The sequence below is a fragment of the Streptomyces sp. NPDC107581 genome, from assembly GCF_055657175.1.
This window is the reverse complement of the sequence record NZ_JBVKBH010000014.1, coordinates 167,682-191,210: the sequence shown is the minus strand read 5'-3', so window position 1 is coordinate 191,210 and position 23,529 is coordinate 167,682. Positions and strand designations below refer to the sequence as shown.

The 23,529-nt window shown below is 72.8% G+C and carries 21 protein-coding genes; 12 read left to right on the top strand and 9 right to left on the bottom strand.

Annotated features, from left to right (window positions below):
* Nucleotides 1–5 precede the first annotated feature (5 nt).
* The 3 genes from ACZ7P3_RS31285 to ACZ7P3_RS31275 form a co-directional block, all read right to left on the bottom strand.
* A complete protein-coding gene (locus tag ACZ7P3_RS31285) occupies nt 6–1,853 on the bottom strand; it encodes a nickel transporter (RefSeq protein WP_472086753.1) in 1,848 nt (615 codons plus the stop codon).
* The gene (locus tag ACZ7P3_RS31280; protein ID WP_472086751.1) at nt 1,850–3,397 is read right to left on the bottom strand and encodes a tetratricopeptide repeat protein; all 1,548 of its coding nucleotides are present in this window, start codon (nt 3,395–3,397) and stop codon (nt 1,850–1,852) included. Before ACZ7P3_RS31280 ends, ACZ7P3_RS31285 begins: the two co-directional genes overlap by 4 nt.
* A gap of 96 nt (nt 3,398–3,493) precedes the next feature.
* A complete protein-coding gene (locus ACZ7P3_RS31275) occupies nt 3,494–5,035 on the bottom strand; it encodes a DUF4331 domain-containing protein (protein ID WP_472086749.1) in 1,542 nt (513 codons plus the stop codon).
* 208 nt (nt 5,036–5,243) lie between these two features.
* On the opposite strand from ACZ7P3_RS31275, the gene ACZ7P3_RS31270 reads away from it, so the two are divergent.
* The 3 genes from ACZ7P3_RS31270 (at nt 5,244) to ACZ7P3_RS31260 (ending at nt 6,988) form a co-directional block, all read left to right on the top strand.
* Complete coding sequence (locus ACZ7P3_RS31270) at nt 5,244–5,786, top strand: sigma-70 family RNA polymerase sigma factor (RefSeq protein ID WP_472086747.1); 543 nt, start codon at nt 5,244–5,246, stop codon at nt 5,784–5,786.
* Complete coding sequence (locus ACZ7P3_RS31265) at nt 5,783–6,592, top strand: anti-sigma factor (protein ID WP_472086745.1); 810 nt, start codon at nt 5,783–5,785, stop codon at nt 6,590–6,592. The genes ACZ7P3_RS31270 and ACZ7P3_RS31265 overlap by 4 nt, the downstream gene beginning before the upstream one ends.
* Before the next feature lie 126 nt (nt 6,593–6,718).
* On the top strand, nt 6,719–6,988 hold the full coding sequence (locus tag ACZ7P3_RS31260) for a hypothetical protein (RefSeq protein WP_472086743.1): 270 nt from the start codon (nt 6,719–6,721) through the stop codon (nt 6,986–6,988).
* Nucleotides 6,989–7,051: 63 nt separating this feature from the next.
* Here ACZ7P3_RS31260 and ACZ7P3_RS31255 read toward each other — a convergent pair whose 3' ends face one another.
* Genes ACZ7P3_RS31255 through ACZ7P3_RS31245 form a run of 3 tightly spaced genes read right to left on the bottom strand, consistent with a single transcriptional unit; the run spans nt 7,052 to nt 10,028 of the window.
* On the bottom strand, nt 7,052–8,248 hold the full coding sequence (locus ACZ7P3_RS31255) for a CaiB/BaiF CoA transferase family protein (protein ID WP_472086742.1): 1,197 nt from the start codon (nt 8,246–8,248) through the stop codon (nt 7,052–7,054).
* A gap of 44 nt (nt 8,249–8,292) precedes the next feature.
* Entirely contained in the window at nt 8,293–9,075 is a 783-nt protein-coding gene (locus ACZ7P3_RS31250) for an ABC transporter permease (protein WP_472086741.1), read from the bottom strand.
* Nucleotides 9,072–10,028, bottom strand: coding sequence for an ATP-binding cassette domain-containing protein (locus ACZ7P3_RS31245; protein WP_472086740.1), 957 nt, complete (start codon nt 10,026–10,028; stop codon nt 9,072–9,074). The genes ACZ7P3_RS31250 and ACZ7P3_RS31245 overlap by 4 nt, the downstream gene beginning before the upstream one ends.
* 63 nt (nt 10,029–10,091) lie before the next feature.
* Between ACZ7P3_RS31245 and ACZ7P3_RS31240 the strand changes: the two genes are divergently transcribed.
* Entirely contained in the window at nt 10,092–10,802 is a 711-nt protein-coding gene (locus ACZ7P3_RS31240) for a TetR/AcrR family transcriptional regulator (RefSeq protein WP_472086739.1), read from the top strand.
* 153 nt (nt 10,803–10,955) lie between these two features.
* Here the strand turns inward: ACZ7P3_RS31240 and ACZ7P3_RS31235 are convergent, their stop codons facing one another.
* The 3 genes from ACZ7P3_RS31235 to hmgA are packed head-to-tail and all read right to left on the bottom strand — an operon-like array spanning nt 10,956 to nt 14,265.
* Entirely contained in the window at nt 10,956–12,119 is a 1,164-nt protein-coding gene (locus ACZ7P3_RS31235; protein WP_472086738.1) for a type ISP restriction/modification enzyme, read from the bottom strand.
* Nucleotides 12,120–12,171: 52 nt separating this feature from the next.
* Entirely contained in the window at nt 12,172–12,921 is a 750-nt protein-coding gene (locus tag ACZ7P3_RS31230) for a GntR family transcriptional regulator (RefSeq protein WP_472086737.1), read from the bottom strand.
* A 27-nt stretch (nt 12,922–12,948) separates the two neighbouring features.
* Complete coding sequence (gene hmgA, locus ACZ7P3_RS31225) at nt 12,949–14,265, bottom strand: homogentisate 1,2-dioxygenase (protein WP_472086735.1); 1,317 nt, start codon at nt 14,263–14,265, stop codon at nt 12,949–12,951.
* A gap of 151 nt (nt 14,266–14,416) precedes the next feature.
* Between hmgA and ACZ7P3_RS31220 the strand changes: the two genes are divergently transcribed.
* From ACZ7P3_RS31220 to ACZ7P3_RS31185, 8 genes are all read left to right on the top strand, one after another.
* Complete coding sequence (locus ACZ7P3_RS31220; protein WP_472086733.1) at nt 14,417–15,145, top strand: hypothetical protein; 729 nt, start codon at nt 14,417–14,419, stop codon at nt 15,143–15,145.
* Between the two features lie 64 nt (nt 15,146–15,209).
* Nucleotides 15,210–15,827, top strand: a complete 618-nt coding sequence (locus tag ACZ7P3_RS31215) for a TetR/AcrR family transcriptional regulator (protein WP_472086731.1) — start codon at nt 15,210–15,212, stop codon at nt 15,825–15,827.
* 211 nt (nt 15,828–16,038) lie between these two features.
* Nucleotides 16,039–18,300: a molybdopterin oxidoreductase family protein gene (locus ACZ7P3_RS31210; RefSeq protein ID WP_472086730.1), complete on the top strand. Its 2,262-nt coding sequence runs from the start codon at nt 16,039–16,041 to the stop codon at nt 18,298–18,300.
* Nucleotides 18,301–18,435: 135 nt separating this feature from the next.
* Complete coding sequence (locus tag ACZ7P3_RS31205; RefSeq protein WP_472086729.1) at nt 18,436–19,833, top strand: CitMHS family transporter; 1,398 nt, start codon at nt 18,436–18,438, stop codon at nt 19,831–19,833.
* Nucleotides 19,834–20,076: 243 nt separating this feature from the next.
* On the top strand, nt 20,077–20,796 hold the full coding sequence (locus ACZ7P3_RS31200) for a hypothetical protein (protein ID WP_472086728.1): 720 nt from the start codon (nt 20,077–20,079) through the stop codon (nt 20,794–20,796).
* Complete coding sequence (locus ACZ7P3_RS31195; protein ID WP_472086727.1) at nt 20,783–21,433, top strand: class F sortase; 651 nt, start codon at nt 20,783–20,785, stop codon at nt 21,431–21,433. Before ACZ7P3_RS31200 ends, ACZ7P3_RS31195 begins: the two co-directional genes overlap by 14 nt.
* Nucleotides 21,434–21,577: 144 nt before the next feature.
* Nucleotides 21,578–22,030: a DUF3574 domain-containing protein gene (locus tag ACZ7P3_RS31190; RefSeq protein ID WP_472086726.1), complete on the top strand. Its 453-nt coding sequence runs from the start codon at nt 21,578–21,580 to the stop codon at nt 22,028–22,030.
* Nucleotides 22,031–22,125: 95 nt separating this feature from the next.
* Entirely contained in the window at nt 22,126–23,514 is a 1,389-nt protein-coding gene (locus tag ACZ7P3_RS31185; protein ID WP_472086725.1) for an aldehyde dehydrogenase family protein, read from the top strand.
* The last annotated feature ends 15 nt before the right edge of the window (nt 23,515–23,529 follow it).

The window sequence follows — 23,529 nt, the reverse complement described above, 5'->3', positions numbered from 1 at the left end:
GTAGCTCAGCCGAGGGCGGTTGCGGCCCCCTTGAGCACCAATCCGGCACCCAGGGCGACGACGACCAGCGCGGAAGCGAGCGGCAGGGTCCGGCGCACCACACCGGTCACCGGGTGGGCGGTCCAGCGCGGGCGCCGCTCCAGCGCCCGGGTGACGCCCGAGCCCAGCCGGACCACGGCGAATCCGGCCGCCGTCAGCGTCAGCGCAAGACCGGCGCCGTACGCCACGACGAGCAGCAGCCCGAACCAGGCCTTGCCGAGCGCCGCGGCTCCGACGAGCACGACGACCGCGGAGGGGCTGGGCACCAGACCACCGGCGAACCCCAGGAGGATCGTGCCGCGGAGGGTGGGGGCGGTGGGGTGGCTGTGGGTGTGGCCGCCGTGGGTGTGCACCATGGCGTGCTCGTCGTCGTGGTGGTGCTCGTGCTTGTGCCCATGGTCGTGGTCGTGGTCGTGCCCATGGCCGTGCTCGTGGTCGTGGTCGTGTCCGTGCACGTGAGGGTGGTCACCACGGTGGTGATCACGACCGTGGCCGTGGTCGTGGTCGTGATTGTGGTCGTGACCGTGGTCGTGATGGTCGTGGTGCCGGTGACCTCGGTGGTCCGTGTGCACGTGGCTGTCCGCGTACACGTGGCTGTCCGCGCGAACGTGCTCGGTCGCGTGCACGTGGTCGGCCCCGTGCGTGTGGCCGGCCGCCGTGACGCCCTGGTGTGCGCCGACCAGGGCCAACGGCCGCTCCGCGGGCTCCTCGTGCGGGTGCGGGTGCGGGTGCGGGTGAGGGTGGGAGTGGGAGCCGGAGTGGGGGTGGGAGTGGGAGTGCGCACGGTTGCGCCAGGCCCGTCGTACGAGGTTCGCGCCCGCGACGAGCACCAGGGCGCCGCTGGCGATGCCCAGCCAGGCGATCACCGAGGGCGTGGCGGCGGAACCGGCCGTGACGAGCAGGCCCAGGGCAACCACGCCGAGGGTGTGGGTCACCGTGACCGAGGCGGCCAGCGGCAGCACGTCCCGCAGCCGGGCGCGGCCCCCGCGTGCCGCCGCCGACGCGGCCATCAGGGTCTTGCCGTGGCCCGGTGCCAGGGCGTGCATCGCGCCCAGCACGACCGCGATGAGCAGCGCGAGCGTGGCGAAGCCGAGGGTCAGGTCGTGGCGGGCGACGAGGTCGTCCAGGGCGCGGGTCCAGCGGTCGGCACCCCGGGGCAGCACACCGGCGCCCGGGGCGTCCTGCCGTTCCTCGGCGAGCGCGGGACCGCCGGGGCGCACGCGCAGCGAGGCCGTGGTGGTGTCGGCGGGCGAGGAGAGCAGGTCCTTCGGATACGTGGTGAGTTCGTGCGAGACGGACTTCTTCGGTACGTCCGTCGCGGTGAGCGTCATGCGGTCGCCGCGCGCGGTGATCTCCCGCCAGCCGGGTCCGCTGGTGGCCCCCGCGCCGTGAAAGCCGAGAACGACCGGCTTGCGCTGGGGAAGGGGCGCCGTGAACCGGCACTCCACGCGCAGGGTGTTCAGCCCGGCCTGGCCCGGCCGCAGCCGGGCGCGGGCGCTGCCGGTGGCCAGTTCGACCGGCTGTCCGCCGACGGTGAGCGCGCTGCCCTTCGCGGCATCGGCGCAGCGTTGCCCGGCCCACGCGCTCAGCCCCAGCCGCTGGATGTCGGGCCTGGCCTGGGTCGCCGGGATCTCCGCGAGGTCCTCCACATGGTCGACGCGGAGCTGTCCGGGGGCGGCGACGAGACCGTCGTAGCGGTTGACGGTGAAGTTGCCGAGGGGATGCGCGCCGGCGGTCGCGGCCGGGGTAAGCGCCAGGGCGCACGCGGCCGTGAGGACGGCCGCGGCGCGGGCGAGCGGGCGACGGAGCTTCACCGGGCGGCCCCCAGCGCCTTGCGGGCCTCGGCCGCGCCCAGGGGGGAGAAGCCGGGGTTCAGCTTCAGGGCCGCCGTCAGGGAGGCCCTGCCCTCCTTCGCGTGGCCCGTGGCCAGTTCGATCATGCCGCGGTGGTAGAGGAAGGCGGCATTGCGGTAGCCGGTGGCCGTGGCCCGGCGGGCGAAGGGGAGTGCCTCCCCGTCATGGCCGTTGACATGCAGTGCCCAGGCGAGGGCGTCCGCGGTGTGCACGGTGTGCCTGCGGGCCCATTCGGCGCGGGCCGCACGCAGCGCGGCGGCCTTGTCGCCGTGGTCGGCCGCGGCCAGCGCGGTGTCGAGGTCGGCGTTGACGCCGTTGGCGCGGGCGAGGGCGATCCAGGCGTCCACGAGCGCGTACTGGTCGTGCGCCCTGGTGCGGTCGCCGGCCGCGCCGCGGGCCTCGTACAGCTCGCCGAGTTCGACGAGCGGTCCGGGCAGCGGATAGCGGGATACCACCGTCTCCAGACCCTTGATGGCCTCGTCCCGCCGGCCGGTCGCCGCCTGGGCGCGCGCCCGGCCCTCCAGCGCGGGGAGGTAGTTCTCGTCGGCGGCGAGCGCCCGGGCGTAGGAGGAGAGCGCCGAGCGGTAGTCGCCCTGGTTCCAGGCGAGCTGGCCCAGCTGGGCGGACACGTACGCCACGTCGCCCGGCGAAGTGGACACGGTCAGGGCCTGCTCGAGGACGCGCCGGGCGGTCGGGACGTCGCCGCGCAGCTCGTGCACGTACGCGTACCGCGTGAAGACCGGCACGCCCGGCTTGCGTGCGTCCGCGGCCTCGACGGCCCGGTCGGCCTCGGCGTACCGGCCGAGTTCGACCAGGGCGTCGACGCGGGAGGACAGGGCGCGCTCGCTGTACGGGTTCTGCTTCAGGGCCCGGTCCGCGTAGGTCAGCGCGTCCTTGAAGTCGTGCCGGGCGGCGGCGAGGGCGGCCCGGCCGGCCAGGGCCTGGTCGTTGCCCGGGGCCAGCGCCAGGGACCGCTTCAGGGCCTTCTCGGCCTGCGGGTACCGTGCGGGATCGCCCTTGGTCCGTGCCTGCTCGACGTAGGCCAGGCCGAGGGTGGCCCAGCCGTCGAAGTCCCGCGGCTGGGACCGCAGATGGGCTTGGAGGTTGGCGATGCTCGCGTTCAGGTCGCCGCTGCCGAGCACCCCGGGGTCGACGGCACTGGAGGCGGCCGGAACGGTGGACCCGCCGTCCCGTGCCGCCCCGAAGGCGATCGCCCCGCCCGTCAGCGCGACGGCCAGCAGGGCGGCGCAGCAGAGCCGCTGAGCGGTATGACGCAGCCGGCCCGCGGCGGCGAGCCGGCGGACGGCGGCCACGCGCGGGTCGCCGCCGGACTCGGAGGACTCGGAGGACGCCGTCCCCGGGGCCGCCGTCTCCGTCCCCGAAGCCGTGGTCTTCGTCTCCGACCCGTTCGGCTCGGTTTCGGAGGCGGCGGGCGCCGGGGTGCCGTCCACTCCGTCGCTCACCGTCCGCCCACCGGTCTCCTCGTCATTGGTACGCGGGGCCATGCCCTCTCCTAGGTCGGCTGATCGTGGTCGAAGGGATGGGGCGCGGCCCGCCGTGGGGGAGGGAAGTACGGGCCGCGCCGGTCGGTGGGACGCCGGTCAGTACGGGCGCTGCATACGACGGCGCCACCAGGCGAAGGCGGTGCCGATCAGCAGGATCCCGGCCGCGCCCGAGGCCGCCGAGGCGGCGATCAGCACCGTGTTGCCGGAGCCGCCGGAGGAGGATCCGGCCGGCTGCAGGGCGTCGCCGAGCTGGCTGCGGACGTCGGCGTTGCCGGACGTGCCCTTGGCGAGGGCGCCGCGGGAACCGGCCGTGGGCTCGGCCACGTACGGGAAGTACTTCTCGAAGCCCTTGTCGTTCTTGTCGACGGCGTCGCCCAGGTCGTTCTTGGATCCCACCAGTTCGCCCTCGACCACCTGCAGGGAGGCGTCGATGACGTCGTCCGTGAGGCGACGGCCGTTCGGGAAGCCGGTGTTGTCACCGTCGAGGACACCCAGCCGCTTGGGGTGCATGCTCGGCTTGACCGAGGTGTTGAGGCGCAGCTCCTCCGAAGGCTTCACGTACGGCGGCTGGTTGAGTCCCTTGACGCCCTTGAGGAACACGTCGACCAGGTCGTTGCGCGGCTCGGCGGGAGCCTTGATCTTGTAGATCGACTCGATGAGCCTGGGCAGTTCGGGGTTGGTCACGTTCTTCAGGAACTGCGCGTCGTACCAGGGCTGGGACGCGTTGAACCTGTCCTTGTCCTTCTGCGGGTTGACGACCTCGTTGACCAGCGGGTTGCCCAGGCGCGAGACCTGCTCGTAGTACCCCTGGGCGTTCTTGCGCTGGGTCGTCGACCAGATGCCGACGATCGGCTGCCCGGCCGACTCGCGGATCAGATCGTTGGGCACCTGCAGGGCGATCGTGTTGACGTTGTAGCCCTTGAGCGTGTCCCGTCCGACCTCGGAGAGGTTCCCGCCGTAGAGCAGGTCGAAGACCCGCAGGTCGGCGAAGAACGGGTCGTCGGCCTGGCCGGCGAAGGTCGCGGCGCCGCCCGCCGTCTTGTGCACGGCCTGGTACCGCAGCTTGGCGTAGTCCGGCATCGACGCCTTGCCGACGTCCGACGGCGCGACCGGCACGCTGTCCGCGAGCCGTGTCCTGGACACCACCTTCTGGTTGTGCAGCTTGATCAGGTCGATGTCGTAGGTCTGCGTGATGTTGAGGTTCGGGTCGTCGAGGCTCTTCACCACCCCCGTGTTGTAGAGGAAAGTGTTCTTGTTCTTGACGTGCGTCTTGAACGTGTAGCGGAAGAGCAGCTCGCCCTGCGCGTCACCGTTGTTGTCGACGTGGATGTCGTACTGGGCGTCGTCCGCGAACGTGTAGAAGTTCGGGCCGCCCGCCGGTTCCTCGAACGGGATCCAGTTGGCCACGATCGTCGTGGTGTCGGGCTTGTCCGGGCTGACGAACGCATACAGGTCCGTGTTGTCGTACTGCGGGGTCCCCGAGATCAGCGGGGCCTCCCGGTGGGAGGAGGCGGAGGCCGCCCCGGGTTCCAGCGTGGCGACGCCGGCGGCTGCGAGCCCTCCGGCGGCCAGCGCACCACAGATGAGCGTGGCCAGGCCCTTGCGTCCCGTGCCGCTCCTGGAGAAGAGAGGTGTCATGCCGTCCGTCCTCAGTGCCAACTTGCCTTGACGGACGGGAATACGGAGCGGGGAAGCCGTTCGGATTGGTCGGAGAGAAGATTTTTTTCCTGTGTTCCGGACCCGCGTTTTCGGCCCGCTGATCCGTATCACCGGCCGGAGGTGTGCGCTCGTGCGGATGCGTGGAGTCAGAGGCAGGGCCGGCTGCGGCCACGGAAGGGGGACCGGGGTGGAGGCGGACGAGCTTCTGGTGCTCGTGGCGGGTGGCGACCAAAGGGCTTTCGAGGATCTGTACCAACTGGTCTCCGGACCGGTGTTCGGGCTCGTCCGCCGTGTGGTGCGCGACCCCGCCCAGTCCGAGGAGGTCGCCCAGGAGGTGCTGCTCGAACTGTGGCGCTCCGCCGCCCGGTTCGACCCCCGCCGGGGCAGCGCCCTCTCCTGGATCCTCACCCTCGCCCACCGCCGCGCGGTCGACCGGGTGCGCAGCGCCCGCGCCGCCGGTGAACGCGAGCAGCGCGAGGCCCTGCGCGCCGGGGAACCCGCCTTCGACCATGTCGCCGAGGAGGTCGAGGCGGGCCTGGAGCGCGAGTGGGTGCGCCGCTGCCTGGACCGGCTCACCGCGCTGCAACGCCAGTCCGTGACCCTCGCCTACTACGACGGCTACACGTACCGTGAGGTGGCCGAGCGGCTGTCGCTGCCGCTCGGTACGGTCAAGACGCGGATGCGCGACGGACTCACCCGGCTGCGCGAGTGCCTGGGAGGTGCCGCATGAGCATCCTCGGCCGCCTGCTGGGCCGCGAGGACCCGCACTCCCTCGCCGCGCCCTATGCGCTCGACGCCCTCGAACCCGCCGAGCGCCGCCGCTTCGAGAAACACCTGAGCGGCTGTGACCGCTGTGCCGCCGAGGTGCGGGCGCTGTCCGAGGACGCGGTGCGGCTCGCCTGGTCCACGGCCGCCCCCGCACCGGCCGCCCTGCGCGACCGGGTGCTGGCCGCTGTGCGCACCATCCCGCAGGAGCAGGCACCGGCGCCCGCCCGGGAGCGCGCGCCCCAGCTCCCGCCGCACGTATGGGGCGCCCAGCCCCTGCCGTCGCGCACCCGTGCACGCCCGCTCTTCGTCCCCTTCGCGACGGCGACCGCCGCCGCGGCGCTCGTCGTCGCCTCCCTCTTCGCGGTCCAGGCGAACCGCACCCGGGACCAACTCGACGCCGAGCGGACCCAGGCACGTGAGATCGCCCACGTTCTCGCAGCTCCCGACGCCCGCGCCGCCGCCGGAAAGGACGCACGGGGCCGCAGTATCGGAGTGATCGCTTCCGTATCGGAGCGGCAGGCCGTCGTCACGCTCAGCGGATACGGCACCCCGTCCGGCGGCCGTGTACACCAGCTCTGGGCCATGCGCCCCCACGTGCAACCGCGCTCCCTGGGGCTCTTCGAGGGCGACACGCCCTTGGTCGCGAAGGGGCTCGACCCGTCCTCGGCGTCACTCGCCGTAACCGTCGAGCCGGACGGCGGCTCCGCACAGCCAACCGGCCAGCCGCTTGTCCAACTCACCCTGAAATCGGTCGGATTCGGAGAGTAGTCATCGAGGGGCGGTCAACCGCCTTGCGGGGAAGGTGAATCCTGTGGTCGAGATACCCGCATGCCTCAATGGGGCGATAGGGTTACCCTGCCCGGGCCGGGTGGACTCGTACGGGTGGGGAGTGACATGGAGCAGATAACGGTGCGCAGCAGGGCCAGGGTCCCTGCGATCACTTGTGGGAGCAGCGCGACCAGTTCGCGCCTCGACCGCCATCTTTCGGTGCTGGCGGGTCCCGCCATACCGCAGCAGAAGGCGGCCGAGGCGACCTCGCTGATGCGTGAGCTGACGGCACGTGACAAGGCGCACGAGCGCAGCGACCGAGGTGCGCGGGTCAGCCGCGTCTCCCTCTTCGCTCCGCTGCGCCGGCTGCGCCGCTCGCTCTTCGGCGGGCACTGAGCGGTATCTCATCCAGTTCTGAGCGAACCGGCGTTCCTCGAGGAGCCTTCGAGGGGCCCGCGCTCAGGCCGCCACGCCGTCCCGGCGCAACGCTGCGATCTCGTCGTCCGTCATCCCCACGGCACGCAGCAGCGCCCCGGTGTGCTGCCCGAGCGCGGGCACGTCGCCCATCCGTGCCTCGTCCCCGCCCGGCAGTGTGATGGGAGGCAGCAGCGCCTTCAACGGCCCGACCGGCGACCCCACCTGACGCCACCGCTCCCGGGCCGCCAGCTGCGGATGCTCCGTCAGCTCGTGCAGGTCCCTGAGCCGGGCACAGGCGATGCCCGCCTTCTCCAGCCGGGCGAGCGCCTCGTCGGCGTCCAGCACGCCCAGCGCCGCCGCGACCAGCTCGTCGGTCCGCTCCCGGTTCGCCACCCGGGCCGCGTTCGTCGCGTGGGCCGGGTCCGCCCCGAGTTCCGGCCGGCCGATGACCTGTTCGGCGAGCCGCCGCCACTCCCGGTCGTTCTGCACCGACAACAGCACCCGTCCGCCGTCCGCCGTCGAATAGGCGTCGTAGGGCGCGATGACGGCGTGCGCGAGCCCGGTACGGGCCGGGGGCTCACCCCCGTGCATCGCGTGGTGCAGCGGATGCCCCATCCATTCGGCCAGCGCCTCCAGCATCGACACCTCCACGGGCCCGCCCCGCCCGGTCGTGCCGCGCCGTACCAGTGCGGCCAGCACCCCGGAGAAGGCGTACATGGCGGCCGCGATGTCCGCCGCCGGAATCCCCGCCTTGACGGGCTGCCCGGGCGTCCCGGTCACCGACACCAGCCCGGCCTCGCACTGCACGAGCATGTCGTAGGCCCGCTTGTCCGCGTACGGTCCCGAGCCGCCGTACCCCGAGATGTCCACCGCGATCAGCCGCGGGTGCGCCGCGCACAGGGCGGCCGCGTCCAGGCCCAGCCGGGCCGCGGCCCCCTGGGCGAGGTTCTGCACGAACACGTCCGCGTCCGCGACCAGGCGCCGTACGACATCGAGGCCGCGCGGGTCCTTGAGGTCCAGCGCGATGGACTCCTTGCCGCGGTTGCACCACACGAAGTGCGAGGCGAGACCGCCGGCCGCGGTGTCGTAACCGCGTGCGAAGTCGCCGCCGTCGATCCGCTCCACCTTGACGACCCGGGCGCCCAGGTCCGCGAGCTGCCGGGTCGCGAAGGGCGCGGACACGGCCTGTTCGACGGCGACGACGGTGATGCCCTCCAGGGGCAGCGGGAGATGGTCCATGGGGTGGATGATCTCCCCTGACCGGGGGCTTTGTCAGTAGCCGGTCAGCGCTGCCCGTGTGCGTACCGGCGCACGGCGAGGGGGAGGAACACCGCGGTCAGGGCCAGGCTCCACAGGAGCGACCCGGCGACCGGGTGGGCCACCGGCCAGGCGGAGTCCGCCGGGACCGAGGCGTTGCCGAACAGGTCCCGCAGAGCGGTCGTCACGGCGCTGATCGGGTTCCACTCGGCGAGGGTGCGCAGCCAGCCGGGCAGATTGCCCGTGGGGATGTAGGCGTTGGACAGCAGCGGCAGGACGAAGGAGGAGGCGCCGAGCTGCCCGGCGGCGTCCTCGCTGCGGGTGAGCAGCCCGAGGAAGATCCCGGCGCAGGTGCAGGCGAACCGGAAGAACAGCAGCAGGGCGACCGCCGCGGCGGCCTCGGCCGCGGACCCCCGGATCCGCCAGCCCACCGCCAGTCCGGTCAGCAGCAGCGGCACCGTGCCGACGGTCGTGACCACGAGGTCCGCCACCGCCTGTCCGACCGGTACGGCGGCCCGGCTCACCGGCATCGTGCGGAAGCGGTCCATGACGCCCCGGTGGGTGTCCGCGGCGGCCTGGAACATTCCGGTCATCAGCCCGCCGGCGGCGGTCGCGACCAGCAGCCCCGGCACCAGGAAGGAACGGTACTCGCGGCCGGGCATCGCAAGCGCGCTGCCGAAGACGTAACCGAAGAACAGCAGCATGTTGACCGGCATCAGCTGGGTCAGGATCGCCAGGCCCGGGCTGTTGCGGACCCGGCGCAGCTGCCGGCCCGTCATCGCCAGGCCGTCGTACGCCGGCGCGCTCATGCGGCGAGCTCCTTACTGCCGGCGGACTTGCCGGTGAGTCGCAGGAAGACGTCGTCGAGGGTCGGCGGCCGCAGGCTCGCATCGAGCAACGGCACGCCGGACGCGTCGAGTTCGCGCACCAGGCGCGGCAGGGTGAGGGTCGGGTCGGTGGTGACGGCACCGACGGCGTTGCGCTCGCGGTCGAACACGGGCGCGGAACCGGTGAGCCGGTCGAGGACGGCGGCCGCCGCCGGGAGTGCGCCGGCATCCGTGACCACGGCCTCGGCACGCGACCCGATGAGCGCCTTGAGCTCCGCGGGCGATCCGGTGTGCGCGACCTGGCCCCGGTCCACCAGGGCGATCTCGTCGGCGAGCCGGTCGGCCTCCTCCAGATACTGCGTGGTGAGCAGCACGGTCGTGCCGTCCGCCGCCAGCTCCCGCACCGCCTCCCAGATGCGGGTGCGGCTGGCCGGGTCGAGTCCGGTGGTCGGCTCGTCGAGGAAGAGGACGTCGGGGCGCCTGATCAGGCTGGCCGCGAGGTCCAGCCGGCGGCGCATGCCGCCCGAGTAGGTGGCCGTTTTCCGGTCCGCGGCCTCGGTCAGCGCGAACCGCTCCAGCAGTTCCCCGGCCCGCTCGGCCGGCCCCCGCACCCGGTGCAGCCGGGCGAACAGCCGCAGGTTCTCCCGGCCGGTGAGGTCCCCGTCGACCGAGGCGTACTGCCCGGTGACGGCGATCCGGCGCCGCACGGCCGTCGCCTCGCGCACCAGATCGTGGCCCGCGATCCGCGCCGAGCCCCCGTCGGGCCGCAGCAGCGTGGTCAGCAGCCGTACCGCAGTCGTCTTCCCGGCCCCGTTCGGGCCCAGCAGCCCGCAGACCGTCCCCTGAGCCACCGCCAGATCCAGTCCGCGCAGGGCGTGCACGTCGCCGAAGCGTTTCTCCAGACCCTCACTAAGTACAGCGTACGTAGAAGTCATGGTGTGACGGTACCGCACTGCGTACGGTGTACGTAACTAGGATGGTGGTCGAGGTGATGACCGATGGCAGTCCGAGGGGGCGTCCCCGAAGTGATCTGGGCGCGTCCCGAGCGCACGGGCCGGGGCCCGAAGCCGGCGTACACGCGCGACGACATCGCGGCCGCGGCCGTCCGGATCGCCGATGCCGAGGGGCTCGACACGGTGTCGATGCGGCGCGTGGCGGCCGAGCTGGGCTGCGGCACCATGTCGCTGTACAACTACGTCCCCCGCAAGGAGGACCTGTACGAGCTGATGATGGACGCGGTCAGCGCCGAGCACGAGTGGTGGGAGCCGAGCGGGGACTGGCGGGCGGACCTGCTCCGGGTGGCGCACGAGACGCGGGCGCTGATGCACCGGCACCCGTGGGTGCCGCGCCTGATGTCCCCGGTGTACGGCTTCAGCCCGCACGCTCTTCGCTATCTGGAGCACTGCCTGGTGTGCCTGGACCCGCTGGATGCGTCCCACGGCACCAAACTCGAACTCATCGCCATGCTGAACGGCGTGGTGACCACCTACGTCCGCAACGAACTCGACACCGCCGAGCGCGTACGCGCCCTGCCCTGGTCCCAGGACGAGGAGAACGCGGCCCGCGGCGCCTACCTGAGCGGCCGGATCGCCTCCGGCGCCTACCCGAGGATGGCGGCGGCGCTGGCTGCGGACTCCGGCCCGGTCGACCTGGAGGCGGTGTTCCGGCGGGCGCTGGAGCGGACCCTGGACGCGTTCGCGCCGCGCTAGCCGAGCCGGTTCGGCGGGTGCGGTTGGGTGAGTGCGGTTGGGCGGCTGCGGTTGGGCAGGTGGTGCCGGGCGTCGAAACAGATCTGCGGCGGTGTGTCTGGCGGCGCAGGTCTATGGCGGTGTGTCTGGCGACGTAGACGTGCGGTAGTGCCTCTAGAGCAGGGCGAACTGGCCCTCCGGGCCTTCCTCGTGGTGGTCCAGCACCGAGGCCGGGCGGCGGGCCGCGGCCGGGACGGGCAGGACCCCCGCCTCGCGGAGGCCGCTCACCGTGATGGGCGAGGTCACCTTCAACCCGGCTCGCCGCGGGCCCAGTTCCGCCAGCAGGGCCAGGACGGTGATCAGCTCCAGCAGCTCCGACGTCCAGGGCTGCGGCCAGGTCGCGGGGCGGATCGCGGCCAGGGTGCCCGGCTCGGCGGGGGCGGTGCGGGTCGCGAACCAGGCCTCCAGGGTGCGCACTCCGGCCACTTCGTGGTCCCAGGCCCCGGGCGGCACGGGGGAGATGCGGCCCTCGTCGAGGTGGAGGGTCTCCTCGTCACGGTCGTAGTGGAGGGTCAGGGGGAGTGCCGGCAGGGGTGCGCGGACGTAGGGGCGGCGGCCTCCCGGGAGCTTGGGGCGCTCGCCGTCGCGGCGCATCAACCACAGCGCGCGGCGGCCCAGCTCGACGCCCTCGGACCAGAGTCCGGCATCCTCGGTGAGCGGGACGGTCAGGCCGGGGCGGATGGTGGCCAGGATCCAGGCCAGGACGTCCGGCGGATCCGGGCGTTCACCCAGCCGGGCCGACAGATGGTCCAGCAGGCCCGGCGCCAGGTTCGGTTCCGTGCCGCCCGGGCGGCGGAACAGGGGGCGGACGCGCCCGGTGCGGAGGACGGGCAGCAGGGAGGTCGCCAGGAGGGGCAGGTCCCCGGCCGTCTCGGCGCCCGTCTCCACCACGAACACCTGCCGCTCGTCCGCCACCCGCCACAACTCCGGGCGGGCCGTGTCGATCAGCCGGTGGTCCGGGATGAGCCACTGTTCGTCGAACGGCCCCGTCAGCACGCGTACCGGCTCCGCGCAGGGGCCCTCGGCACGCGCCAGCCGCTCCGTGCCGGCCGCCCGGCCGGGCAGCTGGCCCACCGCCGAGTGGAGCGTACGGGACCGGGTCGGCTCGAACAGGGCCTCCCGGTCGGCCCCTTCGGCCCTCAGCAGGGCCTCCCAGCGGGCCTTCAGGGAGGCCGGACCGGGCGCCGTCGGCCAGGCGCGGCCCGGCCGCAGCGGTGCGACGGACCACGGCAGGAGGTCCGCCAGCAGCGGAGCGTCGTCGTGCGTCACGCAGGGCATGGTACGGCCTGACCGGGGCTCCGGGACCAGAGGGCCGGGCGGGTGAACGCCATCAGGTGGCGTCCAGCGTCACCGTGAAGGAGAAGCGGTCGCCCCGGTAGTGGATGACCGCCACGTCCAGCACCCGGCCGCCGGCGTCGTACGTCACGCCCGTGTAGTGCAGGATCGGGCTGAGCAGCGGGACCTGGAGCAGCTGTGCGGTCTCCGGGTCGGCGAGCCGGGCCTCCACGGTGTCCGTGATGCGGCTGATGTCCGCCCCGACCACGTCGCGCAGCACCTTCGTCATGGGCCAGCGGACCAGGTCGTCCAGGTCGATACGGGCGGCCAGTTCGGGGCGCACGTGATTGACGGCGTGGTTGGTCGGCTCGCCGGTCTTCTCGTCGCTGCGCAGCCGGTGGTACGTCGCCACCTCGGCGAGGTCCGGGAAGTGCTCGGCGAGGGTGGCCGGTACGGGGGTGCGGCCGTGGTCCAGCAGCTCGGTCGTCATGCCGGACTGCTGGGCCACGATGGCGTCCACCGAGCCGAGGAGCCGCACGGGAGCCCCGCGCCGCACCCCGGGCTCGATGAACGTGCCGCGCCGCCGGTGCCGGCTGATCAGCCCCTCGTCCTCCAGCTCCTTCAGCGCCTGCCGCATGGTCAGCACGCTGACCCCGTAGTGCTGCGCCAGCTGCTCCTCGGTGGGCAGGCGCAGCGGGTCCCGCGGCGAGCGGCCGAGGATCGAGGCGCGCAGTGACTGCGACACCTGGTACCACAGCGGCAGTTTGCGGTTCAGGACGATCGAATCCGGAGCGAAGGAGGTCACGCGGCTATCCGTACCTGTCGGGCGTGGCTAGTGCAATGGCCGGAAGTGACGTTCGAGGCCCTGCCACACGTCGTCGTACCGCTGCTGGAGGTGGTCCGCCCGTTCCGCGTGCGGGGTGAGCGTCACCGGCCAGCGGGTCTCGAACATGAACGCCAGCCCGTCGTCGATCTTCTGCGGGCGCAGCTCGGCGGCGCTCGCCTTGTCGAAGGTGTCCCGGTCCGGGCCGTGCGCCGACATCATGTTGTGCAGCGAGCCGCCGCCCGGCACGAAGCCCTCCGCCTTCGCGTCGTAGGCGCCCTCGACCAGGCCCATGTACTCGCTCATCACGTTCCGGTGGAAGTACGGCGGCCGGAAGGTGTCCTCGCCCACCAGCCAGCGCGGGGCGAAGACGACGAAGTCGACACCGGCCAGGCCCGGGGTGTCCGACGGCGAGGTCAGCACCGTGAAGATCGACGGGTCCGGGTGGTCGTACGAGATGGTGCCGATCACATTGAAACGGCGCAGGTCATAGACGTACGGCACATGGTTGCCGTGCCAGGCGACCACATCGAGGGGCGAGTGGTCGTACGTCGCCGTCCACAGGTTGCCGCAGAACTTGTTCACCACCTCCACCGGCCGCTCCACGTCCTCGTACGCGGCGACCGGCGCCCTGAAGTCCCGGGCATTGGCGAGTCCGTTGGCGCCGATGGGCCCGAGGTCGGGGAGCTGGAACGGCGCCCCGTAGTTCTCGCAGACATAACCGCGCGCGGACTCGTCCAGCAGCTCCACCCGGAAGCGCACCCCCCGCGGGACGAGCGCCACGTGGGCCGGTTCCACGTGCAGCCTGCCGAACTCGGTGTGCAGCAGCAGTCCGCCGCGCTCCGGCACGATCAGCAGCTCCCCGTCGGCATCGCTGAACACCCGCTCCATGGAGGCGTTCGCGTGGTACAGGTGCACGGCCATGCCGGTGCGCTGGGCCGCGTCGCCGTTGCCCCCGAGGGTCCACAGGCCGGCCAGGAAGTCCGTGCCGGCCGGCGGCTCGGGCAGCGGGTTCCAGCGCAGCCGGTTGGGGTCGGGCACCGTCTCGGCGAAGGGCGCCGTACGGATCGCGCCGTTCTCGGTGCGGGTGAACGCCGGGTGCGCGGCCGACGGACGGATGCGGTACAGCCAGGAGCGGCGGTTGTGGGCCCGCGGCTCGGTGAACGCCGTACCGCTCAGCTGCTCCGCGTAGAGCCCGAGCGGCGCGCGCTGCGGCGAGTTGCGACCCTCGGGCAGGGCGCCCGGCACCGCCTCCGAGGCGTGTTCATTGCCGAACCCGGAGAGGTACGACAGTCCCTCGGCGGTCTTCCGTGTGTCCCCGCTCATGCTCGCTCCCTTGCGCTCCTGATTCCTATGTATCACCGTAGGAATCAGTGGGGGAGGGCGCAAGAGGGCCCCGGTCCTCCGTCCTGGGGAGGGCAGGAAACCAGACTTCAGGGGGATCCGGGTGCCGGAGCGTTGTTCTAGTCTCCCGGACATGTCGTGGACGCGCAGAACTCGCACCGCGCTCGCGGCCTGCGTCCTGCTGCCGCTCGCGGCGGCGGGCTGCGGGACCGGCGGGACGCACGGGCAGGGGGGTGCCGTCTCGCCCTCGCCGGTGGGCAAGGTCCTGCACGACACGGACGACACCGGCCGGCATCTGCGCGAGGTCGGCAAGAAGAACGCACCCGACGTCGGCATAGAGGTGACACCGGACGCCGCCGGCGGCTGGGACGTCCTGCTGACGCTGCGCCACTTCCGGTTCTCGCCGGCCGGCGGGAAGCCGAGGCCGGTACCGGCCCGCGGGCTCGCGTACCTCCTGGTCGACGGCCGTCTGGTGACCCGGCTGCGGGCGCACGGGTACCACCTGGCCGACCGTCTCGTGCCGCACGGCACCCACCACGTCACCGCCCGCCTGTACGCCGACGACGGCACGGCGTGGGCCGTGCACGGCAAGCCGGTCGAGAGCACCGCCGACATCACCGCCTCCGGGGCGGAGACGGACCCGACCGCGCCCGCCTCCAGGGTGGAGACGGACCCGACCGCGCCTCCCTCCGCAGCGGAGACCGACCGGGCCGCGTCCCCCTCCGCAGCGGAGACGGGCTCGGCCGCGTCCCCATCCGGAGCCGCGACGGGCCCGGCCGCGGCTCCCTCCGGGCCGGCCGCCGCGGGCGCGCGGGCGGCCACGCCTCCGGCGGTCACCGGGACCCGCACCACCGGCCGATGAGTGCAGCAGGCAGCCATTTCCGTACCCTGGGGCGAGGTTCACCGGATCCCGGCGGAAAGGCATCATGAAGCCCGTGCCCCACGCGACATCGCTCCGCCGCGCGCCCGTCCAGCGGCGCAGCGCCGAACGGCTGACCAGGATCCTCGACGCCTGCGCCGACCTCCTCGACGAGGTCGGCTACGACGCCCTGAGCACCCGGGCGGTCGCCGTGCGCGCCGAGGTGCCGATCGGCTCGGTCTACCGCTTCTTCGGCAACAAGCGGCAGATGGCCGACGCCCTCGCCCAGCGCAACCTGGAGCGGTACACCGAGCGCGTCACGGAGTGTCTGCGGCAGGCGCGGCGGGGTGACTGGCGGGCGGCCATGGACGCCGTGCTGGACGAGTACCTGGGCATGAAGCGCACCGCGCCCGGTTTCTCCCTGGTCGACTTCGGCAATCAGATCCCGGTCGGCGCCCGGCAGGCCGGGCCCAACACCCGGGTCGCCGAGCGCCTCACCGACCTGCTCTCGGGATTCCTCGGCCGCACCCCCGACGAGGAGTTGCGCCGCGTCTTCCTCGTCGCCGTGGAGAGCGCGGACACCCTGGTGCAGCTGGCCTTCCGGGTGGATCCGCAGGGGGACGAGGCGATCATCCGCGAGACGCGGGAGCTGCTGCGCGCCTACCTGGGGCGCGTGCTCGACTGAGCCGTCCGGAGGGATCCGGGTCGCCGCACAGGGCTCCCCTCCATGCCTACCGGTCGGTATGCTCGCCCCGAACCCGTCCGGGCCGGCCGTGCCCGTGCGAGCCGGTCCGTGCCCCTGCGAGCCGGTCCGTGCCCGGCCGTACCGCTGCGAGCCCGTCCGTGCCCGGCCGTGCCCGTGCGGCACGGCCGCCACCGATCCTCCGGGAGGACCCGTGTCCCGCACCGCCCTGCGTGTCTGCCCCCTGTGCGAGGCCACCTGCGGGCTGACCCTCACCCTCGACGGCACCCGGGTCACCGGCGCCCGCGGCGACCGCGAGGACGTGTTCAGCAAGGGGTTCATCTGCCCCAAGGGCGCCGCCTTCGGTGCCGTCGACGGCGACCCCGACCGGCTGCGCACCCCGCTCGTCCGCAAGGACGGCGCCCTGCGCGAGGCCACCTGGGAGGAGGCCTTCGACGCCGTCGCCGCCGGCCTGCGCCCGGTCGTGGAGCGGTACGGTCCCGACGCCCTCGGCATCGTCCTCGGCAACCCCAACGTGCACACCATGGCCGGCGCCCTCTACCCGCCGGTCCTGCTCGGCGCGCTGCGCACCCGCAGCCTGTTCACCGCCTCCACGGTCGACCAGATGCCCAAACACGTCTCCAGCGGGCTGCTCTTCGGGGACGCCCACGCCATCCCGGTGCCGGACCTCGACCGCACCGGCCATCTGCTGCTCATCGGCGCCAATCCCCTGGAGTCCAACGGCAGTCTGTGCACCGCCCCCGACTTCCCCGGCCGGCTCAAGGCGCTCAAGGCCCGCGGCGGTTCGCTCACCGTGGTGGACCCGCGCCGCACCCGCACCGCGCGGCTCGCCGACCGGCACCTCGCGATCCGTCCCGGCACCGACGCCCTGCTGCTCGCCGCGATGGTCACCGTACTGTTCGAGGAGGGCCTGACCGACCTCGGGGACCTCGCCCCGCACGTCCAAGGCGTCCGGGAAGTGCGCGACGCCCTGCGGGAGTTCACCCCCGAGGCCGTGGCCGGCGCCTGTGACGTGGACGCGGCCCTCATCCGCACCCTCGCCCGTGAACTCGCCGCCGCCCCCGCCGCCGCCGTCTACGCCCGCATCGGCAGCTGCACCGTCCCGCACGGCACCCTGGCCAGCTGGCTGGTCGACGTCCTCAACGTCCTCACCGGCAACCTCGACCGGCCCGGCGGCGCCCTGTTCCCGCAGGCCGCCACCGGCAGGACGCCCCGCCCGGCGGGCCCCGGTCGCGGCTTCGCCCTCGGCCGCTGGCACTCCCGGGTGGGCGGACACCCCGAGGCCAAGGGCGAGTTGCCGCTCTCCGCGCTCGCCGAGGAGATCGACACCGCGACCGACGAGGGCGAGCCCGTCCGCGCGCTCGTCGTGATCGCGGCCAACCCGGTGCTGTCCGCCCCCGACGGCGCCCGCCTCGACAAGGCCCTGGACTCACTGGACTTCATGGTCGCCGTCGACCCCTACCTCAACGAGACCTCACGCCACGCCGATGTCGTCCTGCCCCCGCCCCCGCCCTCGCAGAGCCCGCACCACGACTTCGCCTTCAACACCCTGGCCGTGCGCAACCAGGTCCGCTACAGCCGCCCCGCCGTCCCCCTCGAACCCGGCCGCATGGCCGAGACCGAGATCCACGCCCGGCTGATCCTGGCCGCCACGGGCATGCACGGCGCCGACCCGTCCGCCGTGGACGCGACGGTCGTCGGACAGACCCTCGGTCACGCCGTGCAGGAGCCCCACTCCCCGGTGCACGGCCGGGACCCGGAGGAACTCGCCGGCCTGCTCACCGGGGACACCGGACCCGAGCGCCGGCTCGACCTGATGCTGCGCCTCGGCCCCTACGGCGACGGCTTCGGCACGCGGCCCGACGGTCTGACCCTGGACCGGCTGCTCGCCCATCCGCACGGCATCGACCTCGGCCCGCTGCGCCCCCGGCTGCCGCAGCCGCTGAAGACCGTGAGCGGCCGGATCGAGCTGCTGCCCGGCCCGATCGCCGGCGACCTGCCCCGGCTCCGCGCGGCCCTGCGCGAGCGCCCCGCCGGGCTCGTCCTCGTCGGCCGCCGCCATCTGCGCTCCAACAACAGCTGGATGCACAACGTGCCCGCCCTCACCGGCGGCTCCAACCGCTGCACCCTGCACCTGAACCCCGAGGACGCCGAACGCCTCGGCATACGGGACGGTGAACCGGTGCGGGTGAAGGGCGCCGGGGGAGAGGTGACCGCGCCCGCCGAGGTCACCGACGGCGTCCGCCCGGGCGTGGTGAGCCTTCCGCACGGCTGGGGCCACGACCGCCCGGGCACCCGGCTGAGCCACGCCACCACCGACCCCGGCGTCAACGTCAACCAGCTCCTCGACGGCAGCCTGCTCGACCCGCTCTCGGGCAACGCGGTCCTCAACGGGGTCCCCGTGGAGGTCGCCGCGCTGCCCGAGCCGGCCGAAAAGATCGCTCCGGTGATCTGAGCAAGGCTGTGACCTGGAGTATTGCGCTTATTGCTCGCGCCTCAACGTCTTGTTAACGCCGTTTGAACGGACCTAACGTCATCGCACCGCCGGCCCCTGGTGGGATGTTCAAGGGCGAACGTTAGGTATCCACTCATGCTGACCCTTCTCGGCTTCGCCATGATCGCGACCTTCCTGGTCCTGATCACGGTGAAGAAGATGTCGCCGATCGCGGCCCTGGTGCTGATCCCCGCGCTGTTCTGCGTGTTCGTCGGCAAGGGCGCCGAACTCGGCGACTACGTCATCGACGGCGTCACCAGCCTCGCCCCCACCGCGGCGATGCTCATGTTCGCGATCGTCTACTTCGGCGTGATGATCGACGTCGGCCTCTTCGACCCGGTCGTCCGGGCGATCCTGAAGTTCTGCCGGGCCGACCCGCTGCGCATCGTCGTCGGTACCGCCGTCCTCGCCGCGATCGTCTCGCTCGACGGCGACGGCTCGACCACCTTCATGATCACCGTCTCGGCGATGTACCCGCTGTACAAGCGCCTGAAGATGAGCCTGGTCGTGATGACCGGTGTGGCCGCGATGGCCAACGGCGTGATGAACACGCTCCCTTGGGGCGGTCCGACCGCCCGTGCCGCGACCGCGCTGAAGCTCGACGCCAGTGACATCTTCGTGCCGATGATCCCGGCGCTCGCCACGGGTCTGCTGTCCGTCCTCGTCCTCGCCTACGTCCTCGGCCGCCGCGAGCGCAAGCGGCTCGGCGTGCTGACGCCGGCCGACGTGCTGGTGCGGGAGCCGGTCGGGCAGGAGACGGTCCTGGTCGGCGCGGGAACCGGAAAGGACGCCGGGCGCACCGGCGGCTCCGGCGCCGGCGCGGGCCTGCCCGAGGAGCCCGAGGACGAGGACTTCCAGGGCCTCGACCCGCACCGCGCCACCCTGCGCCCCCGGCTCTACTGGTTCAACGCGCTGCTCACGGTCGCCCTGCTGACCGCCATGATCATGGAGTGGCTGCCGATCCCGGTGTTGTTCCTGCTCGGCGCCGCGCTCGCGCTGACCGTCAACTTCCCGCACATGCCGGACCAGAAGGCGCGCCTGGGCGCGCACGCGGAGAACGTCCTCAACGTCTCCGGCATGGTCTTCGCCGCCGCCGTCTTCACCGGAGTCCTGCAGGGCACCGGCATGGTCGACCACATGGCGAAGTGGCTGGTGGGCAACATCCCCGACGGGATGGGCCCGCACATGGCCCTGGTCACCGGCGTGCTGAGCATCCCGCTCACGTACTTCATGTCCAACGACGGCTTCTACTTCGGCATCGTGCCGGTGCTCGCCGAGGCGGGCCAGGCGCACGGCGTCTCCTCCCTGGAGATCGCCCGGGCCTCCCTCGTCGGGCAGCCGCTGCACATGTCCAGCCCGCTCGTGCCCGCCGTGTACGTCCTCGTCGGCATGGCCAAGGTGGAGTTCGGCGACCACACCAGGTTCGTGGTGAAGTGGGCCGCCCTGACCTCCCTGGTCGTGCTCGGCGCCGGGATCCTCTTCGGCATCGTCTGATCTCCCCGCCGCTGTCCATGACGACGCCCGTACGGGCCGCCCCCGAGGGTCCCCGCTGCACCGCGGGCGGTCCCAGGGGGCCGGCCGGGTGGCGCGGGTGTGGCGAAAGGGTTCGGCGTTGCGCCGCACGGGCGATCTCTGACGGCGCGTCCGGCGTTGGTGCCACGGGCCGTGCAGTGCATGCGTGAGAGTCCCCAACGAAAGGTCGATTTGTATGAAAATCGTCTAAGCGGAGGAGCTTGCATGCCCACCCTGACACTTCCACGTACCTTCTCCCGCGCGGGTGCCACCGTCGGCCTCACCGCCCTCGCCGCGGCGGGCGCGTCATGGGTGGCGGCGCCCCTGGCGGTGGCCCAAGGGGAAAACGGCGACATCAGGATCCACCGTGTGGGCGTGCCCTTCGGTGTCTCCAAGGACGACCCGGTGGCCTGCAGGTTCTACCTGGACGCCGTCAACTTCGACATCCTGCCCAACATCGCGTACATCATCCAGGCGCAGCCCCCGCTGCCCACCACCGCCACCGTCACCGGCATCATCCAGCTCACCGGCGGCGCCGGGCACACCGACGTGCTGGGCCTGGCCGACGGGCAGTACAAGCTCACATGGGTCACGGGGGGCGCCCCCAGGGAGAAGCTCTTCCGCATCAACTGCCACGACGGCAAGCAGGACGGGGCCCAGGGCCCGGGCCAGATCGAGGACCACCAGCAGGACCACCAGCAGGGTGACCAACAGGGCGACCAGCAGGACCACCAGCAGGGCGACCAGCACAACGACCAGGGCTGGAGCCAGGGCGGCGACCACAACGACGGTCCGAAGGGCGGGGTGCACGCGGGTGGCGGCGGCATGGTCGACACCACGGGCGCATTCTCGCCGGTGGCCGCCGCCGCGGCCGTGGGACTGGTCTCGGTCTGCTGTGCCGTGTACGTCCGGCTGATCCGCCGGCGGCCCCATGGCGCCGCGTAGGCGCAGACGCAGGCCGTGGTACCGGACCCGCGCCTACCGCCTCGTCAGGTCGGCCCTGCTCATGGCCGTCCTGGTGACGGTGGGCGTCCGGTGCGGGGGAGACGACGGGCCGGCCGGCCCCGCCCGGGCCGGCCGGGAAGGGGCCGGTGCGGCCGGCTCGACACCCCCGCCCCGCCCGCTGTCCCGGTCCCGGCCGACGTCCCTCCGCATCCCCTCCCTGGGAGTGGACGCGCCCGTCATCGGCGTACGGCTCGGCCGCGACCGGCAGTTGGAGACACCACCCGTCGACCGGTCGAAGCTGGTGGGCTGGTACCAGGGCGGTCCCACACCGGGGGAGGCCGGCACCGCCGTCGCCGTCGGCCACCGTGACACCAGCACCGGCCCCGCCGTCTTCGCCGCGCTCGCCCAGGTGAAGCCCGGCAAGCTGATCGAGGCCGAACGCGCGGACGGCCGCAGCGCCGTCTACACCGTGGACCGGGTGAAGGTCTACGACAAGGCCGGCTTCCCCGACAAAGAGGTGTACGGGGCCACCGGGCGCCCGGAGTTGCGCATGCTGACCTGCGGCGGCCTGTTCAGCCGGCGCACGGGCTACACGAGCAACGTCGTGGTCTTCGCCCATCTGACCGCGACGAAGTGACCGGCGCCCCGGGCGTTCCAAGGCGACCGCATCGGCCCGCCCCGGGATCGCATCCGCCCCTCCCCGGCCGGCCCATCGACCTGGACGGGTGACTTCCGCGAGGAACGCGCCCACCGGCGAACGGGCTCCGCTAGAGATGCGGGCATGAACGTGCACCTCACCCGGAGCCGCGCCGTCCTCGGGGCGGTCGGGCTTCTCGTGGCCCTCGCCGCTCCGACCGCCTATGCGGCGCTCGACGGCGCCGATCCCGTCGTACCCGAACGCGGTTCGCCGTACGTCGAGACCCAGCTCTTCTTCGGCACCGAACGCCCCGACGGCGGCCCCGCCGTCACCGACGAGCAGTTCACGGCCTTCGTCGACCAGGAGGTCACGCCCGCCTTCCCGAGCGGTCTGACCGTGCAGAACGGGCACGGACAGTGGCGGGACGCGAGCGGCGCGATCGAGAAGGAACGGTCGTACGAGCTGATCCTGCTGTACCCGGTGACGGAGGCCGTCGAGAGCGACCGGAGGATCGAGGAGATCCGCACCGCGTACGAGAAGACCTTCGGCCAGGAGGCCGTGGGGAGGGTGGACGAACGGGCGCGGGTCGACTTCTGATGTCATGTGATGCCGTGGAGTGGCTGGTGCGCGAAAACTAACGCCGCTAGTTTGTGAACCGGACGACGACACGGCCCTGCCCGGGAGGAAGCAGTATGAAGGCACACGACGGCCTGTACATCGACGGCGCCTGGCGCCCCGCCGAGAGCAGGGACACGATCGAGGTCGTGAACCCGGCCGACGAGCAGGTCATCGGCCGGGTCCCGGCAGGCGGCGCCCTCGACGTCGACACCGCCGTACGCGCCGCGCGCACCGCCCTCCCGGGCTGGGCCGCCACACCCCCGGCCGAGCGGGCCGCCCGTCTCGCCGCCCTGCGGGACATCCTGGTGGCCCGCAAGGACGAGATCGCCGAGACGGTCACCGCCGAACTGGGCGCGCCGCTGCAGTTCTCGCAGACCGTGCACGCGGGCGTGCCGATCCTGGTCGCCGGCTCGTACGCCGAGCTGGCCGCCACGCACTCCTTCGAGGAGAAGATCGGCAACTCGACCGTCCTGCACGAGCCGATCGGCGTCGTCGGCGCGATCACCCCCTGGAACTACCCGCTCCACCAGATCGTCGCCAAGGTCGCCCCGGCGCTCGCCGCCGGCTGCACCATCGTCCTCAAGCCCGCCGAGGACACCCCGCTCACCGCCCAGCTCTTCGCCGAGGCGGTGCACGAGGCGGGCGTCCCGGCCGGTGTGTTCAACCTGGTCACCGGCCTCGGCCCGGTCGCCGGGCAGGCCCTGGCCGAACACCCGGGCGTGGACCTCGTCTCCTTCACCGGCTCCACGGCGGTCGGCCGCCGGATCGGCGCGGCGGCCGGATCCGCCGTCAAGAAGGTGGCGCTGGAGCTGGGCGGCAAGTCCGCCAACGTCATCCTGCCCGGCGCCGACCTCGCCAAGGCGGTGGGCGTCGGCGTCGCCAACGTCATGTCCAACTCCGGTCAGACGTGCAGCGCCTGGACCCGCATGCTGGTCCACCGCGACCGGTACGACGAGGCCGTCGAACTGGCCGCCGCGGCCGCCGCCAAGTACGGCGACCGCATCGGTCCCGTCGTCAGCGCCAAGCAGCAGAGCCGGGTGCGCGGCTACATCGAGAAGGGCATCGCCGAGGGCGCCCGCCTGGTCGCCGGCGGCCCCGAATCCCCCCGGGAGCAGGGCTGTTTCGTCAGCCCGACCGTCTTCGCCGACGTCACCCCGGAGATGACCATCGCCCAGGAGGAGATCTTCGGCCCGGTCCTCACGATCCTGCGCTACGAGGACGAGGAGGACGCCCTGCGCATCGCCAACGGCACGGTGTACGGCCTCGCGGGCGCCGTCTGGGCCGCCGACGAGGCGGAGGCCGTCGCCTTCGCCCGCCGCATGGACACCGGTCAGGTCGACATCAACGGCGGCCGGTTCAACCCCCTCGCCCCCTTCGGCGGCTACAAGCAGTCCGGCGTCGGCCGGGAGCTCGGCGGGCACGGACTCACCGAGTACCTCCAGACCAAGTCCCTCCAGTTCTGAGGAAGTCCGCCAGCC